Annotated in this window: 16 protein-coding genes; all 16 read left to right on the forward strand. The window is 32.7% G+C overall.

Translation table 11 applies throughout. The features are described 5' to 3' along the window. The first annotated feature begins 2 nt into the window (after positions 1–2). Positions 3–971 carry an aldo/keto reductase gene (locus IPK06_16560; GenBank protein MBK7981581.1) on the forward strand — a complete coding sequence of 323 codons (969 nt, stop codon included), beginning with the start codon at positions 3–5 and terminating at the stop codon, positions 969–971. A 50-nt stretch (positions 972–1021) separates the two neighbouring features. Next, positions 1022–4138, forward strand: coding sequence for a T9SS type A sorting domain-containing protein (locus IPK06_16565; protein MBK7981582.1), 3117 nt, complete (start codon positions 1022–1024; stop codon positions 4136–4138). A 16-nt stretch (positions 4139–4154) separates the two neighbouring features. Next, on the forward strand, positions 4155–6722 hold the full coding sequence (locus tag IPK06_16570) for a hypothetical protein (GenBank protein ID MBK7981583.1): 2568 nt from the start codon (positions 4155–4157) through the stop codon (positions 6720–6722). 17 nt (positions 6723–6739) lie between these two features. Then, positions 6740–7837, forward strand: coding sequence for a sn-glycerol-3-phosphate ABC transporter ATP-binding protein UgpC (gene ugpC, locus IPK06_16575; GenBank protein ID MBK7981584.1), 1098 nt, complete (start codon positions 6740–6742; stop codon positions 7835–7837). Between the two features lie 334 nt (positions 7838–8171). Further along, positions 8172–8567, forward strand: coding sequence for a LacI family DNA-binding transcriptional regulator (locus IPK06_16580; GenBank protein ID MBK7981585.1), 396 nt, complete (start codon positions 8172–8174; stop codon positions 8565–8567). Further along, positions 8482–9192: a substrate-binding domain-containing protein gene (locus IPK06_16585; protein MBK7981586.1), complete on the forward strand. Its 711-nt coding sequence runs from the start codon at positions 8482–8484 to the stop codon at positions 9190–9192. Before IPK06_16580 ends, IPK06_16585 begins: the two co-directional genes overlap by 86 nt. Further along, positions 9179–10441, forward strand: coding sequence for a DUF4861 family protein (locus tag IPK06_16590; GenBank protein MBK7981587.1), 1263 nt, complete (start codon positions 9179–9181; stop codon positions 10439–10441). Before IPK06_16585 ends, IPK06_16590 begins: the two co-directional genes overlap by 14 nt. Before the next feature lie 8 nt (positions 10442–10449). Further along, positions 10450–11862, forward strand: coding sequence for a glucuronate isomerase (gene uxaC, locus IPK06_16595; GenBank protein ID MBK7981588.1), 1413 nt, complete (start codon positions 10450–10452; stop codon positions 11860–11862). A 10-nt stretch (positions 11863–11872) separates the two neighbouring features. Continuing rightward, complete coding sequence (locus IPK06_16600; protein ID MBK7981589.1) at positions 11873–13414, forward strand: hypothetical protein; 1542 nt, start codon at positions 11873–11875, stop codon at positions 13412–13414. 2 nt (positions 13415–13416) lie between these two features. After that, positions 13417–14055 (forward strand): bifunctional 4-hydroxy-2-oxoglutarate aldolase/2-dehydro-3-deoxy-phosphogluconate aldolase, encoded by a 639-nt coding sequence (gene eda, locus IPK06_16605; protein MBK7981590.1) that lies wholly within the window; start codon positions 13417–13419, stop codon positions 14053–14055. An 8-nt stretch (positions 14056–14063) separates the two neighbouring features. Continuing rightward, complete coding sequence (locus tag IPK06_16610) at positions 14064–14915, forward strand: SDR family oxidoreductase (protein MBK7981591.1); 852 nt, start codon at positions 14064–14066, stop codon at positions 14913–14915. A gap of 27 nt (positions 14916–14942) precedes the next feature. After that, the gene (locus IPK06_16615) at positions 14943–16022 is read left to right on the forward strand and encodes a sugar kinase (protein ID MBK7981592.1); all 1080 of its coding nucleotides are present in this window, start codon (positions 14943–14945) and stop codon (positions 16020–16022) included. A gap of 19 nt (positions 16023–16041) precedes the next feature. Next, a complete protein-coding gene (locus tag IPK06_16620) occupies positions 16042–17313 on the forward strand; it encodes a DUF2088 domain-containing protein (protein MBK7981593.1) in 1272 nt (423 codons plus the stop codon). A gap of 97 nt (positions 17314–17410) precedes the next feature. Continuing rightward, positions 17411–18541, forward strand: coding sequence for a 4-phosphoerythronate dehydrogenase PdxB (gene pdxB, locus IPK06_16625; GenBank protein ID MBK7981594.1), 1131 nt, complete (start codon positions 17411–17413; stop codon positions 18539–18541). Positions 18542–18575: 34 nt separating this feature from the next. Then, positions 18576–20030 (forward strand): decarboxylating NADP(+)-dependent phosphogluconate dehydrogenase, encoded by a 1455-nt coding sequence (gene gnd, locus IPK06_16630; GenBank protein MBK7981595.1) that lies wholly within the window; start codon positions 18576–18578, stop codon positions 20028–20030. A 34-nt stretch (positions 20031–20064) separates the two neighbouring features. Further along, positions 20065–20898, forward strand: coding sequence for a 5-dehydro-4-deoxy-D-glucuronate isomerase (kduI, locus tag IPK06_16635; protein ID MBK7981596.1), 834 nt, complete (start codon positions 20065–20067; stop codon positions 20896–20898). Positions 20899–20908 lie beyond the last annotated feature (10 nt).

The raw sequence follows: 20908 nt of genomic DNA on the forward strand, positions 1-20908 counted from the left end.
AAATGGAATATACTTTTTTAGGGAGGTCGGGATTAAAGGTAAGCAGACTTTGTCTGGGAACAATGAACTTTGGAGCGATTACTTCAAAGGAATCAAGTTTTAATATATTGAGTCAGTCAATTGAATTAGGAATAAATTTTATTGATACAGCAAATGTTTACGGCGGTAAAATAGGCGAAGGAATAACAGAACAAATAATTGGTGAATGGCTTAATGAAAATAAATCATATAGGGATAAAATTGTTCTCGCGACAAAAGTTTATGGTAACATGGGAAACTGGCCAAATGAAAGATATTTATCCGCGTACCATATTAAAAAAGCTTGCGAAGACAGTCTAAAAAGAATGAAAACAGATCATATTGATCTTTATCAAATGCATCATATCGACCGAAACACGCCATGGGATGAAATTGCGCAAGCCATGGAGCAATTAATAAATGCTGGAAAAGTTATTTATGTTGGAAGCAGCAACTTTGCGGGATGGGATATAGCAACTGCATGTCATGAATTTAAAAATAATAATATGTTTAGTTTGGTTAGTGAACAAAGCAAATATAATTTGTTTAACAGAAAAATTGAAAGGGAAGTAATTCCCGCTTGTGAATATTATGGTGTTGGAATTATTCCGTGGAGTCCGCTCGAAGGAGGTCTTTTGGGCGGTGTTATTGAAAAAACAAAAGAAGGAAGACGAACTACGGATGAAGTTGTTAAAAAGTTTGCTGAGAATAAAATTCAAATAACTCAGTGGGAAGACTTCTGTAAGCAAATTAATGAAGAGCCGGCAAAAGCCGCATTAGCCTGGTTGATTCATCAGCCGGCGGTCAACGCTCCAATTATTGGTCCGAGAAAACTTGAACAGCTTGAAAATTGTGTTAGTGCCATTGAAATAAAATTCACCAAAGAACAATTGGATGAGCTTGATAAAATATTTCCGCCTGCCGGTCAAGCGCCGCAATATTACTCATGGTAAAAATAACAAAGCAATATAATTTTTTGATGAAATTTCTATTTAAGTTAAACTTGATCTTGATTTTAAATTCATCGTCTTTCTTGGCTCAGCAAGTTGAGATAAATAGAATAAACCAAATGCCCGATTTCCCCGTACCGTATGAGATGCGAGATTGGAAAAGTGTAACCCTAGGATATGATTCGCTGGTATTTAATCATACTCTGCAAGGCGATTACTTACCTTTAATATATTTTGAGAACAACACTGTAAACTATCCGAACGATATAAGCTTTGGATTGCACACGGTTGTTGGAACAACGGTTCCCAATTCAGGTGAAGCAATAAATGTACTGCCGGCAGTAATTGGCGCAAGCTTAGTTGATGTAGATAAATCAAATCAGAACGGTTATAATTGGGTTAAAATGTGCAAAGAATATTTTAACAACAGACCTGCGCAAAATGTCTATAAAAACCATCCTGTTGACGATACTTATGACGACTGGTGGTATGAAACAATGCCGAATGTTTTTTTCTATCAATTGTATGATCTTTATCCAAATACAATTGACTTTGATAAGCAACTAAAAAGTGTGGCTGATCAATGGTTGAAGTCAGTTGAACAAATGGGTGGAAAATCAAATCCTTGGTCGGTTCCTTATATGAATTACCGTGGTTATGATTTGGAAACAATGACTCCTTATTCAGGTGGAGTAAAAGAACCTGAAGCAGCGGGAGCAATAGCATGGATATTATATAATGCGTATAAAGAAACGAACGAAATTAAATATAGAATAGGCGCCGAGTGGTCGATGGAATATTTAAATAGTTTGAGTTTCAACCCATCTTATGAATTGCAGTTTGGATACGGTGTTTATACTGCAGCAAGAATGAACGCGGAATTAGGTACAAATTATGATATAGTTAAATTGATAAATTGGTGCTTTGATATCGGTTCGTTAAGGAGTTGGGGAAGTATTATTGGAAATTGGGGCGGACTCGATGTTTCTGGATTAATCGGTGAAGTGAACGGCAACAATGATTACGCCTTTTTAATGAATACTTTTGAATTGGCTTCGGCTTTAGTTCCGTTAGTAAAATATGATGATAGATTTGCAAACGCAATTGGTAAATGGATGCTAAATGCTTCAAATGCCTCAAGATTATTTTATACAAATTATTTGCCTAATTATAAACAAGATAGCGAAGAATGGTCGCATAAATATGATACAAAATCTTACATTGCTCATGAAGCAATTAGGGAATCTGTTTTCGGTACAAGTCCATATGCTACCGGAGACGCGATAAGCGGTGCTTGGGGTTCTACAAACCTTGCTCTTTACGGCTCGTCGCATGTTGGTATTTTTGGCGGAATAATAGATACGACAAATGTTAAAGGAATTATAAAATTAGATTTAAATAAAACGGATTATTTTAATGAACATAGCTATCCAACATATTTGTTTTACAATCCTTATGAAACCGAAAAAAGTGTGGAGTTTGATTCCGGAAATCTCAACAACGATCTTTATGAGTTGGTCTCAAATAATTTTATCATGAGTTCTGCTTCCGGAAATGTACAATTAAATATTCCTCCTAAAAGTGCAATTGTTGTAACATTGGTGCCAACGGGAAGTGAAAAAAAAATTGATATGAACAAATTTACTGCGGATGGAATTGTTGTTGATTTTAATTCCGGACAAAATATAAATAATCATCCGCCAAGAATTAAAGCGTTAACACCACAATCAATAAAAATAACAACCAATGATTCCATTAAAGTATTTTGTACAGCGGTAGATTTAGATAATGATCAATTAAATTATATATGGAAAAGTGAAGATGGAAAAATATCTGCAGGCGAAGATAATATAATTTGGACAGCTCCTAATAAAACCGGTACATTTCAAATATCTGTCATGGTCAATGATAATAACGGCGGAGTAGATTCATTAAGTACATTTATTACTGTTATTGAATCATTCAATGATGATCCTGTGATATTAAATTTTAACGCAGAACCCCGTAAAATTGATCTCGGAGACGAAACGCAAATTACTTGTTTCGCTACCGATGATGACGGTGACGAATTGATATATGAATGGAAAGCAGAAAATGGTATAGTTTTTGGAAGCGGGGAAACAATTAAATGGACTGCTCCAAACACAGCTGGTAATTATTTTATATCTTGTAAAGTGAGCGACGGAAACGGAGGAATCGTACAAGATAGTATTGCGGTTTCCGTAAGAGATCTGTCAAATACTCAATCAGGTAGCTTAATTTGCTTTTATCCATTTTCGGGAAATGCCGACGATAAGAGCGGTAATAATAATAATGGAACAATAAGTGGAGCGGTCTTTGTTTCCGATAGATTTGGCAATTCAAATAATGCTCTTAACTTTGACGGAGTAAATGATTATGTAAAAATTACAAACAGCAATTCACTCAATTTTACAAATTCCATTAGTATAAATCTATGGTTTAAAATAAATTCGTTTTATGAAAGGGAACAGTACATTATCTCTCATGGAAATTGGGAGAGACGATGGAAAATATCGATCTCTAATAATAAACTACGATTTACTATTAAAACTGCCAGTGGAATTACTGATCTTGATTCCGAGACAAATTTAGTAAAAGATAAGCTTTATAATATTACTGCATTATATTCAGGAGCCGAGCTTGAAATATATTTAAATGGAAAATTGGATGCATTTAAAAATTGGTCAGGGGCTATTTTAACAACAGACATCGATTTAACAATTGCTCAAACTGTTCCTGGCAATAATAATTATAACTTTAATGGCATTATTGATGATGTAAGAATTTATGATTATGCACTATCGTTATATGAAATCGTGAATCTTTACGATTTGTCAACTTATATTAATGAAAATGAAAAATTAATTCCTGAACAAAACTTTTTATATCAAAATTATCCAAATCCATTTAATGGAACCACAAACATAAGGTACCAAATATCGCAAATAACGAAAATCGAATTGGAGATTTATAATTTGCTTGGACAAAAAATTAAGACGTTAGTAAATGAACAAAAATCTCCTGGATATTATTCTTTAACTTGGGATGGAATAAATGATAACGGAACATTTGCGAATTCCGGTATTTATTTTATCAGACTTCATACAGATACTTTTAATGCGTCTGCTAAATTGGTTTATTTAAAATAAAATGAGGAAAGGGAAAATGAGATTCGACCTCAATAAATCTTTAGTAATTGGATTTTTAGTTTTCGCATTATTTATAAATATAAATTCTCAAGTTAAAGATGGATTGCATATATTCAATAAGAAGGAAGTCGGGCAAATTGAAGTCGGTTCACATTACGTTGGAATTGAAATACATAAAAGTATTCCAACATTAAACAGGATCAGTTTTTATTATCCTACGGCAAACAGTATTGATATTAGTGAAGATTATTGGAAAAGAGAAAATTATAGAATTACTTCTTTTGGATTTAAAGCCGGAGATTTACCGAAACATCTGCTGGAAAACGAAACATTTAATGTGGATCAAACACCTTACTCGGTATCATTCAATAAAAATATAGACGAAAGTGAAGTTAAAATAAGTTACCACTTTTTAAATAATGAATCGGCATTTGCAATTACTTACGAAGTTAAAAACTCATCAAAAAAAGAAAAAGAATATGAGCTATATACAAAATTAGAAATGATTTTAAGAACTTCTCATACTTATAACACAATAAGAAAAGCATATACTGAATATGATGCTGCAAACGAATGTTTTAATTACTTTTATGATACAGTTGAAACAAAGTATACCAAACTATCTGTAATAAACACAGGCTTAAAACCAAGCAGCTTTACAACAAAATGTTTAAACAATTCCGAAAGCAAATCATTAGATAATCTATGGCTTACAAGCGGTAAAAAATTATCAAACGAACTCATTAATAAAGGAAACAATTCAAGACCTGTTTCTGCATTTACCTATAATAAAAAATTAAAACCGGGTGAAACGGTTAAAGTCGTTCAAGTTATTTCTTCAAACAATATAAATAGTGCAGATAAATCACAATATTTAAAAAATAATTACACTAAAGAAATTAATGAGTATGAAAAATATATTGAGCAAAATGCGGATAGCAAAAACTTAATTAAAACAGATGATGAAATATTAGATTTTACGAGCAAATGGGCAAACGCGGTTTTAGCGACTACTCAGCATTATATTGACGGCTCAATAGAACCAATGCCTTGTCCCGCGGAATACAATTTTTATTTTACACATGATGTGCTGCTTACAGATTTAGCTCGAGTAAATTTTGATTTGGCAAAAGTAAAAGATGATCTAAGTTTCATTATAAAACACGCGAATAAAGATAATGTAATTCCTCACGCGTATTTTTGGAAAGATTCCGCATATGCAACGGAATATGCGGGTCCCGAAAATTGGAATAACTTTTGGTTTATGCTCGTCGCTTCAAGATACTTAAGACATTCAAACGATATTGAGTTTGCAGAGAAAATTTTTCCCTATGTTAAAAGGGGCTTTGAAACCGTAATGCAAAATAGAGGTAAGGATGGATTATTTTGGTCTACACAACCCGATTGGTGGGACATTGGTCATAATTTTGGTCCACGCGCTTATATGACGATTTTAGGAATAAAAGCTCTTCGTGAGTTTAACTATTTCTGTTCTGAAATTGGAAAAGATGAAAATTATATTTCAATGAATAATAAATTAGCCGATTCTTTACATTCAGATTTAATTTCTAAACTATGGGATGAGGACCAAAATTCTTTGATTAGTTATTATAATGATGGTACAAAAGATAAACATATTTATATGGGTTCAATGCTAGCCGTGCATTTTGACGAATTAGACTTTGATAAGGAAAACAAACTGCTGCAAACCGCTAATCAAAATTTATTGGATGAAAATTTGGGAGTTTATACTCTTTATCCGATGGATTTAAAAACTTTAAGTGATTTTATGGGTTTTGTAAATAATGAAGCTGGTGAACCTTATCATTATGCAAATGGCGGAATTTGGCCTCATGGTAATTCTTGGTATTCATTGGTTCTTATTAAAACGGGACATAATGAAGAAGCTCTTGATTTCATTAAAAGAACAATGACGATCGACGGAATTATGAACAGTCCCAATGGTCAGCCGGCGATGTATGAATACAGAATAAGCGATAAAAATAATCCGGCAATATATGGGAAAATAGATAAACCGCAATTCATGTGGGCTGCCGGGTGGTATTTTTATTCTTTGTATAATTTATTTGGAATACGAGAGAATAACTGGAATATTTCTTTTGATCCTTTTAAACCGGATAATATCAACGAATTGAAAATTCCTTTAGAAGTTAAAGGTAATTTGCTTAATATAAATATTACGGGAAAGGGAAAATATATTTCCAAAATATTATATGATGGAATTGAACTTCCATCGGCTGTAATTCCAACCGGCGCAAACGTAAAAGGTAAAATAGATATAAAATTAGGAGAAATAAATTCACCCTACATTAAATCGGCTAATGTTAAAATAATTTCTGCTGAGTACAATAAAACTGGAAAGACTCTGGAATTTTCAACTGACTCTTTCAAAGGAAACCATACTGATCTTGAAATTATATCACCGTATAAAATTAATTCTATTAAGATTAATGGAACCTTACTAAATGATAGTAATGAAAAATTTGAAGACAATGTATATAGTTTTAAGATTGAAAATACCGCGGTAAATAAAATTGACATATACGAAATAAAATTTGAATAATATATATTGGGTGCTAAATGGCGGAAGTTGAACTTAAAAATGTATTTAAAATTTACAGCGGCAATTTAAAAGCAGTAGATAATGTAAATCTTAAAATAAATGACAGAGAATTTGTTGTGCTTGTTGGTCCATCCGGCTGCGGAAAATCAACTACACTTAGAATGATTGCCGGACTTGAAGAAATTAGCAAAGGTGAAATATACATTGACGATAAATTGGTAAATGACGTTGAGCCAAAGGATAGAGATATAGCGATGGTATTTCAAAATTATGCATTATATCCGCACATGACGGTTTTCGAGAATATGGCTTTTGGTTTAAAGATAAGAAAAATGAGTAAAGAAGAAATAGTGAAAAGAGTAGAAGAAACTTCCAAAATTTTAGGTTTGGAAAATTTACTGCAGAGAAAACCAAAACAACTATCGGGCGGACAAAGGCAGCGTGTGGCGCTCGGAAGAGCAATTGTACGAAAACCCAAAGTATTTTTATTCGATGAACCATTAAGTAATCTTGACGCAAAATTAAGAGTTCAAATGAGAACCGAGATCTCAAAGCTTCATAAAAAATTAAACGCGACAATTATTTATGTTACCCACGATCAAGTTGAAGCAATGACAATGGGTGATAGAATAGTTGTTATGAAGGATGGCAAAATTAATCAAATTGATAAGCCAATTGAGTTATATAACAATCCGGTAAACAAATTTGTCGCTTCGTTTATCGGAAGTCCGGCAATGAATTTTATAAATGGGACTTTAATTAAAGATGATGGTTTTAAATTTGTATCAAATAAAAAGGACCTAATAATTTCGATACCGACAATTACTGCGCAAAGATTGAACAATTATATTGGTAAGGAAGTTATTGCCGGTATTAGACCTGAACATTTTAAAACAAATAATCAAATTGATAAAATTAAAAATGATTTAAATGTTAAAATAGAAGTTGCTGAACCTATGGGCAGCGAAACTTTTATTTATTTTAATATTGACGATCTTCAGTTTACGGCTAAATTACAAGCAGATATAATTATAAAACATGATGATCAGCTTGGGTTGCTTATTGATGCCATGAAAATAAACTTTTTTGATTTTGAAACGGGAATTAAAATTTAATTCGCATTAAGTAATTTGAGATCATATATTCTTTTTACTTTTATGAATTTTAAATCGTTTAATTAATTGCCGATTTCATTTTTGCAAATGTTTATTTCTCTTTCAAACCTATCTGTGATTATTTTAAAATAATGTTTTAATTATTTGAAAAATCTATTTATTTAATTATTTTAGTTAGCGATTAAGTAAATGATAAAGTAATCGATAAAAGTTTATATTATTTTAAATAGTTAATAACTGAAATTATAAGTTCATATTTAACATATACATTGCGGTTTCTTAAGCTGAAACGCAATTGAAAAAAATTCGTTTGATAAATAATTAAAAGTAATTTATGACGGAAAAATCAATTAGGCTGAGCGATATAGCTGAAAAGCTGAATGTTTCTACCGTTACCGTTTCTAAAGCATTAAGAAATCATCCGGATATTTCGCCATCCACTAAAAAGCTGATCTTAAAAACCGCTGAAGAACTTGGATATATGCCGAACTTTATGGCAAGAAATTTATCCTCAAAAAAATCAAATACTATCGGCGTTATTATTCCAAAAATTGCGCACTTTTTTTTCGGTTCTATTATTGAATCAATTTATGATACAGCCTTTAAAAATAATTACGAAATAATATTAACTGTTTCTCAGGAAAATGCCGAACGAGAGAGAAAAACATATTCAAACATTACTTTCTATGCGCGTGGATGGAATAATTATTTCTATTTCACAAGAAACTAAGGATTATTCCATTTTTGAAACTGTGAAGAAAAAAGGGGTACCAATTGTTTTCATTGATAGAATTCCAAATCTGGAAAATATTAACAAAGTTTATGTTGACGATAAAGGAGGCGCTTTTTGTGCCGTTGAACAAGCTATAAAAGCCGGTTATACAAAAATTGCTCATTTTGCGGGATACTCAAGCATAAATATTGGACTGCAGAGATATGCCGGATTTATTGAGGCGATGAAGAAATATAAGATACCAATTAATAAAAAATGGATAATGCAAGGTGAGTTTGGTGAAAGATCGGGTTATGATTCTTTTATGAAATTATATAAAGATAATAATTTGCCGCAAGTTATTTTTACGGTTACTTATCCCGTTGCGCTTGGTGTTTACAAAGCTGTTAATGAATTGGGATTGAAAATTCCTGATGATATAGACATAATTTGTTTTGGAAACGCGAATGAACAAAAATTTCTATCTCCTCCGCTTAGCTGCATTGATCAACAAACTGAATTGATTGCCGAAAAAGCTATTACCATACTTTTAGACAATATTCAAAACAAAGAAAATTTTAAAATGCTAGAATATGAAGTCCCAACTAAATTAACTTTAAGAGGTACATGTGTTAAAAAATAATGTATCAGTTTTAATAATTATCTGTGCATTGATTTCCAGTTTATCCGCGCAGAATCAAAATGAATTTAATTTCTTCGATGAAATAAAGGTTGAAGTAAAAAATCCAACTGAAATTGAAAGAATTGATGAATTGGTATCAATAAATATTTCTAAGTTAACTACGGTAAAAAAGAATTTCAATAAAGATGGTTTTGTAATTTATGAAAATGAAAATGAAATCCCGTCTCAACTTAATTGCGGTGAATTAAATTGTGAAATAATCTTTGTATGTGATTTTAAACCAAATGAAATAAAAATCTTTTCAGTTAACTATTTGGAAAAAGGAAAGCTGAGAAGAAATTATAAAAATAGAACTTACGCGGAATTGGCAATGAAATTCAACGCCGTTTATAAAGATAAAAAGTTTAATGGTGATGGTTTTCAAAATTTCACAAAAGTGCTTGTCCCTAAAATTCATACCGATCACGATGCGTTATTTAAGTATGAGGGTCCCGGCTGGGAATCTGAAAAAGTCGGATATAGATTTTACCTCGATTGGAGAAACGCGACCGACATATTCGGAAAAAAAGTAAACGAATTAGTTTTAAGTAAAGTCGGAAATAAAGATGTAACTGCTATTGAAGATTCATACCATAACATGTTGGATTGGGGTATGGATATTTTTAAAGTCGGCAATTCATTAGGAATTGGATCAATCGGCATGGTGGAAAAAGGCAAAATAGAAATGGTTCATAAAACCAATGAAATAACCTGTGAAATAACTGAGAACGGTCCAATATTTTCACAAGTAAAAACATCTTACTATGGCTGGATAGTTAGCGAAAAGAAATATGATTTGGTTTCCAATTTATCAATAAATGCTGGAAGCAGAATAACAAATGTAAATTTAACTATTAATAATGGAGCCAAAAATATAACTACCGGCTTGGCTAAACATCCGGATACAGATTTTATTAAATCTAAACAAAACAGCGACTGGCAATACATAGCTTTGTATGGAAAGCAAACATTGAATAATGATAATGCCGGGATTGTGCTATTTTATAAAAATTCAGATTTAATTTCGCAAGGAGAAGACGAATTAAATTATTATGTTTCTTTAAAACCAAAAAATAGCAAAGTTAATTACGCGTTTGCCGCAGCTTGGGAACTTGAGCCAAACGGCGTTAAAAACAAAGCCGGTTTTGAAAAATATATAAATGATGAATTAACAAAATTAAATTATCCAATGGTCGTTACAATTAATTAGAGAATTTTATGAGTGAATTTAATTTACATGAAGACAGATTTTTTGACGCAAATCCTATGGTAAGAAATATTGCTCGTGAACTTTATAATGATGTAAAAGATTTGCCGATTGTAAGTCCGCATGGACATGTTGAACCAAAAATATTTGTTGATAATAAACCATTTCCAAACCCAACGGAATTATTTATAACACCTGATCATTATGTTTTCAGAATGTTTTATTCACAGGGAATAAAATTGGAAGATTTAGATATTCCGCAAAGAGATGGAAAAAGGCTTGGGACCGATCCACTCAAAGTATGGCAAATATTCGGAGATAATTATTATTTATTTGCCGGAACGCCTTCCGGTGTTTGGCTTGATTATGAATTCAATATTGTTTTTGGAATTAAAGAGAAATTAAACGGAAGCAATGCCCAAAAATATTATGATATAATAAATGAGAAACTTCAAACAAAAGAATTTTTACCGAGAAATTTATTTAAGCGGTTTAGAATTGAAGTTTTATCAACCACCGACGCGGCAACGGATCAATTGGATAATCATAAAAAAATTATGGAATCGGGTTGGGACGGCAGAATTGTTCCTTGTTTCAGACCTGATGGATTGACAAATCTTTTAAATCCAAATTGGAAAAATGAAATTGCCGAGCTTGAAAAATTGACATCACTTGAAATAAATAATTACAAAAATTTTATCACTGCTCTTGAAAAGCGAAGAGAATATTTCAAGAAAATTGGCGCTACATCAACAGATCATGGAATTATTTCTCCATATACTCATAAACTTTCTGAGAATGAAGTTAACACAATATTTTCCCGAGCTTTGAAAAATGAAGCTGATGAAAAAGACGCAAATTTATTTACCGCCAACATGTTAATGGAAATGGCAAGAATGAGCTGCGAAGACGGTTTAACAATGCAGATACACGCCGGATCTAATCGAAATCATAACTCGTTTATTTATAATAAATACGGTTTGGATAAAGGATGCGATATTCCTCAGCAAACCGAATACACCAACAATCTTAAAGAATTATTAAATGCTTATGGAAACAATCCGAATTTTACGGTTATTGTTTTCACTTTGGATGAAACAACATATTCTCGTGAACTCGCGCCTTTAGCGGGACATTATCCCGCAATGAAATTAGGTCCTGCTTGGTGGTTCCATGACAGTATAGAAGGAATGAATAGATATAGACATATGATAACTGAAACAGCCGGATTTTATAATACAGTCGGTTTTAATGATGACACTCGCGCGTTTGTTTCAATTCCGGCAAGACATGATGTGGCAAGAAGAGTTGATTCAAACTTCTTGGCTGAATTAGTTGCTCGACAAATTATAAGTTTAGAAGAATCAAAATTGATAATTAAAGATCTTACATATAATCTCGTTAAAAAAGCTTATAAATTATAAAGGTATAAGAATGTTATTGGATGAAATTAAAAAAGTAAAAGAAGTAACAGCAAACAACGAATTAGTAAAATTAGAATCATTATCAAATGGAGATGTTTCTGTTTATGCTAAATCAATAATTACGAAAAATGAATTGACATATTTTATTGGTAAAAATGGTATCGAAAAATTTCTTTACATTATATCCACTATCGGATCATCGGCTCAAGATGAATTTCACGGGGAGATTATTGGATCTGCTGATGTAAAAATTAAGCAATGTCCTCAAGTTCACGCAAATGCAGTTAAACTTCAAAAAATATTTCCATTTACAAAACCAATTTTGCTTGGATTAAATAATTCTTTCGGATTCGGTGATAGAATCGGATTGGCAAATCCCGCGCATCTTCGCTCATTAGAAGGAAGTGAATTTAAACCTATTGTTGCTCAGCAATCAATTAGAGAATTAACAAGAACCCAAAGAACTCCGGATGAAGTTATGGATGCCGCGATTTGGGCAGTTTTTCAAGAAGGATATCAAAACGGATTTGGTTCAGATGCGGATCACCTAAAAACAACTGATGATATTGACTTAATGATGAATGCGGGATTTACAATGTTTACATTTGATCCGGGTGAATTTGTGATAAATGAAGCTGACTCAATTCCAATTCATGAACTGGAAAATAAATCCAAAGAAATAAACTGGGAAAAATTAAACGACTCATTTTCTAAAATGGTTGACCGCTATTCGGAAAAGGAATTTGATCTGAATGAAGGATTGGTAATTAAACCTTCTTACGAAGATGTTTTAAGAGCAACAATTAAATATGGAAACGCTGTCGCGCATATAAAAACATTATTCGATCATCTCAGCACAAAGTATTCAAATCTTCCGTATGAAGTTGAAATATCAGTTGACGAGACTGAATCGGTTACAACTCCTTTCGAACATTTCTTTATGGCTTCTGAACTTAACAGATTAGGCGTAAAAATTATTAGTCTCGCTCCAAGATTTATCGGTGATTTTGAGAAAGGAATAGACTACAAAGGCGATATTGAAATTTTCAAAAAAGAATATTTGAAACACGTTAAAATTGCAGAATATTTTGGATCATATAAAATAAGTTTACATTCCGGCAGTGATAAGTTTGGAGTTTACAAAGCCATTGGACAGTTAAAACGAGGATACACTCATGTAAAAACCGCAGGCACAAGTTATTTAGAAGCGCTGAAGGTTGTTGCGTTTTCTCAGCCCGATGAATTCGGAAAAATTTTGGATTTTGCTAGAGTAGAATATGAGAAAGAAAAACATTCTTATCACGTTTCAGCAAAATTAGAAAATGTTCATTCTTCTGATAAATATACCGATGTGCAATTATTAGATTTATTTAATCAGAATGATGCCCGTCAAGTTTTGCATGTAACTTTTGGTAAAGTGCTAACAACAAAAAAAGATGATGGAACATCATTATTCAAAAATAAAATTTGCGAGTGTTTGAAAGAAAATGAAGAAGTTCACTATAAATATTTAATTAACCATTTCAAAAATCATTTAAATCCATTTAAATAATTATGACTAGAGAAGAAGTAAGAAATAAAATATTAGAAAGAAAAGTAGTCGCTGTTGTAAGGATGAAAAATTCATCTCAATTATTAAAAGTTATTGAAGCAATAAAAATTGGCGGCGTTTCGGGAATAGAATTAACAATGACAATTCCAAATGCAATTCAAGCAATAGAAACAGCGGATAAGGAATTTGGCGACGATATTTTATTGGGAGTTGGTTCGGTTACAGATAAGCAAACCGCCTTAGATGCAATAAATGCGGGAGCAAAATTTGTAGTTTCGCCAATTTATAAGGCAGAAGTTGTTCAGGCTGTAATAGATAAGAATATTGTTGTGATTCCCGGTTGTTTTTCTCCAACGGAAATTCAAACTGCTTATGAACAAGGCGCTGATTTTATTAAAATTTTTCCTGCGGATAATTTAGGAATGAGTTTTATTAAATCAATTAAAGCTCCGCTTCCTCACTTAAAAGTTATTCCAACCGGAGGAGTTAATTTAGAAAACGCAATTGATTGGATAAATGCCGGAGCAAGCGCTGTTGGCATTGGCTCAGCTTTAGTTGACAATAAAGCAATTGAAAGAGAAGATTATAAAACATTGACCGAAAATGCAAAAAAGCTTTGTGAAAATTTAGAAGTAAATTAGGAGATTGAATGAAGAAATATTCGTTTGATGATCTGAAAGATAAAGTTTGTGTATTAACCGGCGGCGGCGGAGTTATTGGAGCGGTTTTGGCAAAAGGTTTAGCCGGCGCCGGTGTAAAACTTGCTATTTTAGATATAAAGAAAGAGTTCGCGGATAAAGTTGCCGATCAAATAAGAATTGAATTTGGTACTGAAGCTATTGGAGTTGAAGCAAATGTACTTGATAAATCGTCATTGCTGGAAGCAAAAAAAGTTGTGTTGGAAAAATTTAATAAAGTTGATATTCTGATTAATGGTGCCGGAGGAAATTCGCCTAAAGCTACCACAAAGGAAGAATTTATTACTGAAGAAAATATTAATTCATTATCAGATACATTTTTTGGTTTGGAAATGGAAGGTTTTCAGAAAGTATTTGATTTAAACTTTTTAGGAACACTTTTGCCCACAATGGTTTTCGCTCAAGAAATGGTTGAAAAAAAGTCAGGTGTTATTTTAAATATTTCATCTATGAATTCATTCAGACCATTGACAAAAATTCCCGCTTATTCAGCTGCTAAATCTTCAATAAATAATTTTACAGAATGGCTTGCTGTTCATTTTGCAAAGATGAATGTAAGAGTAAACGCAGTAGCTCCGGGATTTTTTCTTACAAACCAAAATAGATTTTTATTGATAGATGAAAAAACAAACGAGCTTACTCCAAGGGGAAAGAAAATAATTGATAACACTCCAATGGGAAAATACGGAGAACCGGAAGATTTAATTGGCGGAACACTATTTTTACTTTCGGATGTTTCAAGTTTCATTACCGGAGTAATTTTGCCAATTGACGGCGGATTTAATATTTACAGCGGTGTTTAAAAAATTAAATTAAATTTGGATTTTAATATGAATATCGAATTAAAAAAAGATTACAAATATTCCTTAATAGTACCGACAAGTATGGGTATTAGAATAACTCCTGCAAATGGTCAGCCGGTACATTCCAGTGAAAACTTTACGTTATTTGTAACAAGTGCCGAAACAAATGTTGCAAGTATTGCTTCCTATTTAGGTTTGCCGGTTAAGGTTTTAACAACTTTTGTAAAAGATAGTCCAATTGCTCAAATAATTAAATCAAATCTTAGATCTAGAAATATGCAATATGAAGGTAAAGAAGTTGCCCAAGGAGGACCATGGGGTTATCGTCATCAGTTTAATATTGCAGATAGTGGAATTGGTTCGCGCGGACCGAGAGTTCATAATGACAGAGCGGGTGAGGTTGGCTGTACTTTAAATGTAAAAGATTTTGATCTTGATCGAATCTTTGGAAAGGAAGGAGTACAAATACTTCACTTATCCGGATTGATAGCAGCGTTGTCACACGAAACAAGTAATTTTTGTTTAGAACTTGCAAGGGCTGCAAAAAAGTACGGGACAAAAATTTCATTTGATCTTAATTATCGTGCATCATTCTGGAAAGGGAGAGAAGCCGAATTAGCTTCAGCATTTTCTGAGATTGCTTCAGTTTCAGATATTCTTGTAGGCAATGAGGAAGATTTTCAATTATGCTTAAATATTGAAGGTCCGGAAGCCGGCGGAAAAGATATTGATGCAAAAATTGAAAGTTTTAAGGAAATGATAAAACGCGTAAAAAACAAATATTCAAATGCATCCGTTTTTGCAACTACATTGCGTGAAGTTGAAAATACCAATTCACACCTCTGGGGTGCAATAATGTTGGAAGGTTCAAACTGGCATGTGATAAATCCACGCCAAATAAATGTACTAGATAGAATTGGCGGAGGCGACGGTTTTGTAGGCGGCTTGATTTATGGAATTTTAAAAAATTGGTCTCCGGAAAAATGGATACAATTCGGCTGGGCTTCCGGCGCATTAGCAACAACATTTTTAACAGATTATGCTCAACCTGCTGATGAGGAAATGATCTGGAGCGTTTGGGAAGGCAATGCGAGAGTTAAAAGATAATAATTGAAAGGAATATTAAATGTTATTTTATTCACGCGGTTCTGTTGAGGATGTTCTCGATTCACGAACTTTAAAGGAAGCACTTTTTACATCCTTCGATAAAATAGGTAAAAAAAATAAAGTGTTGGCTATCCCACCCGATTTTACCCGTTACCATTCACGTGCGGGTGAACTTACGACTTATATTTATGATAATTATAAAAATGTATTAACCGATATATTACCGGCTCTCGGAACTCACTTTGCAATGACTGGAAAAGAAATTGATAAAATGTTTCCAGGAGTTCCTCATAATTTGTTCAGAGTTCATAATTGGAGAAATGATTTAGTTACATTAGGAAAGGTTCCTTCAGAATTTGTAAAGGAAGTTTCGGAAGGTAGAGTTGACTATGACTGGCCTGCTCAAGTTAATAAACTTTTGGTTGAAGGAAATTTTGATCTGATTCTTTCAATTGGACAAGTAGTACCGCATGAAGTTGTTGGTATGGCAAATTATAATAAAAATATTTTTGTAGGAACCGGCGGATCAGAAGGGATTAATAAAAGTCATTTTCTAGGCGCAGCCTATGGAATGGAAAGAATGATGGGAAAAGCTGATACACCTGTAAGAAGAGTTTTAAATTATGCCTCGGATAATTTTGCTGAACATATGCCTATAGTGTATGTACAAACTGTTGTTGGGAAAGATGAAAATGGCAAGTTAGTTGTCAGAGGTTTATATATTGGTGATGATTTTGAATGTTTTAAGCTCGCGGCGGATTTATCTCTTCAAGTAAACTTTCAAATGCTTGATAATCCTTTGAAGAAAGTTGTTGTTTACTTAGATCCATCCGAATTTAAAACAACATGGTTAGGAAATAAAAGTATATACAGAACACGCATGGCTATTGAAGATAACGGTGAATTGATTGTTCTCGCACCGGGATTACGAGAATTTGGTGAAGATCCGGGAATAGATAAATTAATTAGAAAATATGGCTATGTAACTACTCCCGAAGTTTTAGAATTTGTGAAAAATAATGATGATTTAAAAAATAATTTAAGCGCCGCGGCACACTTAATTCATGGTTCATCAGAAGGCAGATTCAAAATTACTTATTGTCCGGGTAACATAACTAAAGAAGAAATTGAAAGTGTTAATTTTAATTTTGCGGATCTTAAGGAGATGACAGAAATTTATAATCCTGATAAACTTAAAGACGGCTTTAATAAATTACCTGATGGAGAGGAAATATTTTTTATATCAAATCCGGCTTTAGGATTGTGGGCTTGGAAAGAAAAATTTATTTAATGAAATAACGATAGTCGTCACTGATGAGTAAAGCTAAGTGCGAATCTAATTCAAATAAAATTTTATCAAAATGGAAAAAACAAATATTTTCAATAAAATTAAAATAATTGCTGATGATAAGATTCCTTTTCTTAAAGGAGTTTTTGAACCTGTTGCCGATATTGATTATTATTCCGGTAAAGAAATTAACAGCGAAATAGTTAAAAATGCCGACGCGCTTATAACTCGGACTAGAACAAAATGTAATGAAGAACTTCTTGATGGATCAAGCATCAAGTTAATTACAACGGCAACAATCGGTTATGATCATATCGATACAAAATATTGTGAAGAAAATAATATTAAATGGTTTAACGCGCCAGGCTGCAATTCCGGTTCAGTGAAACAATATATAACTTCGGCATTATTCACAATTGCTGAAAAAGAAAAATTCAATTTAGCAGATAAAACGATTGGTATTGTTGGAGTTGGAAATGTTGGAAGTAAAATCCAAAATGTTGCTGAAGCATTGGGAATGAAAATTTTACTCAATGATCCGCCGAGAGAAAGAAAAGAAGGCGGCAAAAATTTTTGCAGTTTGGATAAAATTAAAAATGAGTCTGATATTATTACTTTTCATGTGCCGTTAAATAAAAATGGAATAGATAAAACATATCAATTAGCAGATGATTTATTTTTTGATCAACTTAAGAAAAAGCCAATAATAGTAAATTCTTCTCGCGGTGAAGTTGTAAAAACATCTTCCTTAAAAAATGCAATAAAAGAGGGAAAAATTAGCAATGTAATTTTAGATGTCTGGGAAAATGAACCAGAGATTGATTTGGAACTTTTGGATATAGTTGATATTGCAACACCGCATATTGCGGGATATTCAGCTGATGGCAAAGCAAATGGTACATCTGTTTGTGTTAATGCAATTAACGAATATTTTAATTTAGGTTTAACTAAAAATTGGTTCCCTGAAAATGTTCCAATTGCGAAAAACGGTAATGAAATTTCTGTTAATACCAAAAATAAAAGTGAGCAAAACATTTTCGCTGATATAATTTTTTCAACTTATAAAATTTTAGAAGATGACATGAGATTAAGAATTTCTCCTCAAACTTTTGAAAAACAAAGAGGTGATTACCCAATTAGAAGAGAATTTCAAAATTACATCGTCAAAAATATATTAAATGATATTGAGCTTAAGAATAAATTATTAAAATTAGGTTTTCAAATAATATAAAATTTAAAATATTTATTAATAACTTGGAAATTCAATGGAACAAAAAGCAGATATCGGAATTGTAGGACTTGCAGTTATGGGCGAGAATTTAGTTCTCAATATGGAAAGCAAAGGTTTTACAGTTGCGGTTTATAATAGGACTTTAGAAAAAGTTGAAAATTTTGTAAAAGGCAGAGGTAAGGATAAAAATATTATTAGAACAAACACGATTGAAGAATTTGTCGGTTCATTAAAAACACCAAAAAAAGTCATGATAATGGTGAAAGCCGGTAAACCGGTTGATGATTTTATTGATCTTGTAATTCCATATTTAGAAAATGGAGATATAATTATTGACGGAGGAAATTCTCATTTTCCAGATACTACAAGAAGAACAAAGTATGTTGAAAGTAAAGGATTATTGTATATTGGCACCGGAGTTTCCGGCGGTGAAGAGGGCGCATTGTTAGGTCCTTCAATTATGCCCGGCGGATCTCCTCAAGCTTGGCCGCACGTTAAAACGATCTTCCAGGCAATTGCCGCCAAAGTTTCAGACGGAACGCCTTGCTGTGATTGGGTTGGAGAAAACGGTGCCGGTCATTTTGTTAAAATGGTTCACAACGGAATTGAATACGGAGATATGCAATTAATCACAGAGACCTATCAAATTATGAAAGAATTACTGGGTATGTCTGCATTTGAAATGCACGAAGTTTTTGAGAAATGGAATGAAGGTGAATTAGACAGTTATTTAATTGAAATTACCCGCGATATTTTGGCGTATAAAGATGAAGATGGTTTACCCTTAGTTGATAAAATTCTAGATACCGCCGGACAAAAAGGAACGGGGAAATGGACTGGAATTGCCGCGTTAGATTTGGGTGTTCCTTTAACTTTAATTGGAGAATCTGTATTCGGCAGATGCTTATCGGCGCAAAAAAATGACAGAGTTGAGGCTTCAAAAATTTTAGAGGGACCTAAACCGGAATTTAATGGCGATAAAAATGAATTTATAAATGATTTGGAAAAAGCATTATACGCATCAAAATTAGTTTCTTATGCACAAGGGTATGTTTTAATGAAAGCCGCGGCAGAAGAGTATGGCTGGAATTTAAATAACGGAGGAATTGCATTAATGTGGAGAGGCGGTTGTATCATTCGTTCCGTATTTTTAGGTAAAATTAAAGACGCGTTTGACAATAATCCCAAATTAACAAATTTATTGCTTGATCCGTTCTTCAAATCAAAAATTGAAGAAGCTCAGCAAAGCTGGAGAAAAGTAGTCGCCGCCGCTGTTACCAATGGAATCTGGATTCCCGCAATGAGTACAGCGTTAAATTATTTTGATGGTTTTAGAAATGAAAGACTTCCAGCAAACTTGCTGCAGGCTCAAAGAGATTATTTCGGCGCTCATACTTATGAAAGAACAGATAAACCAAGAGGCGAATTTTTCCATACAAATTGGACTGGACGCGGAGGTGAAACTGCCTCTACAACATATACTGTTTAAGAATTTTAGAAATTGATAATAAGGAGTAATAGAAATGGAAGTAAGATATTCACCAGATAAAAATGGTTTTAAGAAAATGCCTACTGATGAATTAAGAAAAAGTTTCTTAATTGACAATCTTTTCGAAATAAATAAAATTCCAATGATTTATTCGGATGTCGATCGTTCAATTACCGGAAGCGCTGTTCCGGTTGGAACTACTCTTGATTTATTGGCAACAAAACAAGAAATGGCTGCCGAGTATTTTACCGAACGCAGGGAAATTGGAATAATAAATATTGGCGGTAAAGGAAGCATTTTAGTCGATGATAAAAATTTTGAAATGAATAATATTGATGCATTATATGTAGGTAAAGGTTCAAAGAAAATATCATTTAAAAGTGAAAATGAAAATGAACCGGCGAAATATTATTTTGTAAGTTATCCCGCACATACATCATTTCCAACAAAACAAATAAAATTGGCGGACGCTCAATCTGTAAATCTCGGAAGTGTTCAAGATTCAAATAAAAGAACAATTCATAAATATATTCTGCCAGGTAAAGTTGAATCATGTCAATTGGTTATGGGATTGACTATTCTTGACGAAGGCAGCGTTTGGAATACTATGCCAGCTCATACTCATCAAAGAAGATCTGAAGTTTATATGTATTTTAAATTACGACCTGAATCTTTGGTAGTTCATTTACTTGGCGAAGCATCGGAAACAAGACATGTAATGATAAGAAACGAGCAGGCGGTTTTATCAACAAGCTGGTCAATGCATTCCGGATGCGGAACTCAAAATTATTCATTCATTTGGGCAATGGGCGGCGAGAATCAAGTCTTTGATGACATGGATTGGATAGATATGAAAGATTTGAAATAAAATTTTTTCA

This window comes from Ignavibacteriota bacterium, from assembly GCA_016713565.1.
GTDB lineage: Bacteria > Bacteroidota > Ignavibacteria > Ignavibacteriales > Melioribacteraceae.